2 protein-coding genes are annotated in these 1437 nt (G+C 68.5%); both read right to left on the bottom strand.

Features of this window, described 5'->3' with window-relative positions:
• On the bottom strand, positions 1-902 hold a 902-nt coding region (locus tag B2U11_RS03300), incomplete at its 3' end, for a L,D-transpeptidase family protein (RefSeq protein ID WP_292069933.1).
• A 142-nt stretch (positions 903-1044) separates the two neighbouring features.
• Entirely contained in the window at positions 1045-1209 is a 165-nt protein-coding gene (locus B2U11_RS03295; RefSeq protein WP_292069931.1) for a hypothetical protein, read from the bottom strand.
• Positions 1210-1437: the final 228 nt, after the last annotated feature.

The raw sequence follows: 1437 nt of genomic DNA, 5'->3' as shown, positions 1-1437 counted from the left end.
GCGTCCCAGTTGGTCAGGCGGACGCAGCCGTGCGAGGCGGTCTTGCCGATCTTTTCCGGGTCGGGCGTGCCATGGATGCCGTAGCTGGGCTTGTTCAGGTCGATCCAGACCACGCCCACGGGATTGTTCGGGCCAGGCTTGACCAGAACCTTCCGGTCGAGATCCCCATAGCTGAGCTTGTCGGGATCGTAGAGGTAATCGGGATTGCGGGCGACGCCGTTGACCTTGACCGTGCCGGTCGGGGTCGGGTTGTCGCCGCTGCCGATCGTGGCGGGATAATAGGCCAGAAGTCGCCCATCCGCGGCGAAGGCCCTGACCGAGCCCTCGGCCTTGTCGACGTCGATGTGGTCGACATCGGCGGGCAGCGGCGTGTTGTCCACCGCCGGGACCAGCAGCTTCTGTCCGACGCGTGCGAAGTCGGCGCCGGGGTTCATCGCCCGCAGCAGCCCTTCCGTGACGTGGAAACGTTCGGCCAGAGCCTCCACCACATTGGCGTAGCCCATGTGCTCGGCCTCGCCCTGCTGGGCAAGGTCGGTCGGGACGGTCCCCAGATAGGGGCCGGCCACGTCCTGCTGCGTGATCTCGTAGGTGGTGGTCACGGCGCCCGTGCCGCCCGCGCGAAGGCGGGACATGACCTCCGCGTCCAGTTCCCCGTCCACCGGCAGGCCGTTGGCCTTCTCGAAGGCGGCGATGGCTTGCTTCATGTTCGATCCGGCCAGGCCGTCGATAGCCCCCGGCGAAAAGCGCGCGCGCTCCAGAAGGACCTGCGCGCGGATCAGGGCGGGGTTAGGCTGCTCAGGCGCGGCAGGTTGGCCGGCGGCATCCCGAGGCTGCGCGGCAGGTGGCGAATAAGCGGTGTTTTCGATGGCATCGCGCGACAGGGGACCGGTTTCGCCGGGCATCGCCTGTTCAGGCGGCGCGGGCGAAGATGGGCTGCAGGCGGCGAGCCCGGCCCCGGACAGGGAGACAGCGGCGGCGGCAAGGAGGGGCAGGCGGCAGATCATGACGACTCTTGAACTGGGGACGAACAGCATGGCGGACGGATCAATTTTCCTCACCGGTCGCGGGGTCGGTGCGCGTTTCGCCGGAATTGCTGGAACCCTCCGATCCGCGCGGCTCGGTCGCCGGCCGGGGCGGCTCGCCTTCGCGGGCTGGGGCGCGCTGGTTCTCGTTTTCCACCTTGCGGTCGTCGGGGCGGGAGTCGGTCATGGTCGTGTCTCGCGAAGCGGAGCAGGGATGTCCGCCCGTGTGCAACGCCCCGAGCGGGCGCAGGCTCCCGTCAACACGCGTTCACCATGTCCATGAACCGTGCCGAAACGGGCCGCGGGCAGGATGGAAGAGCGGAACGGCTCTTGCTGGCGCGGGCTGCAAAAGGATTGAGCATGGCCGAAACGCTGCAGGTCGAGATCGTGAAGGCGGAGGCGCTGGACGCCGCCG

The organism is Brevundimonas sp. UBA7534 (genome assembly GCF_002479325.1).
Lineage (GTDB): Bacteria > Pseudomonadota > Alphaproteobacteria > Caulobacterales > Caulobacteraceae > Brevundimonas.
This window is presented reverse-complemented; position numbering and strand designations above follow the sequence as displayed.

Excerpts from the sequence above, each read along its gene's own strand:
- B2U11_RS03295 (WP_292069931.1), bottom strand. The coding sequence starts at position 1,209 with ATGACCGACTCCCGCCCCGACGACCGCAAGGTGGAAAACGAGAACCAG.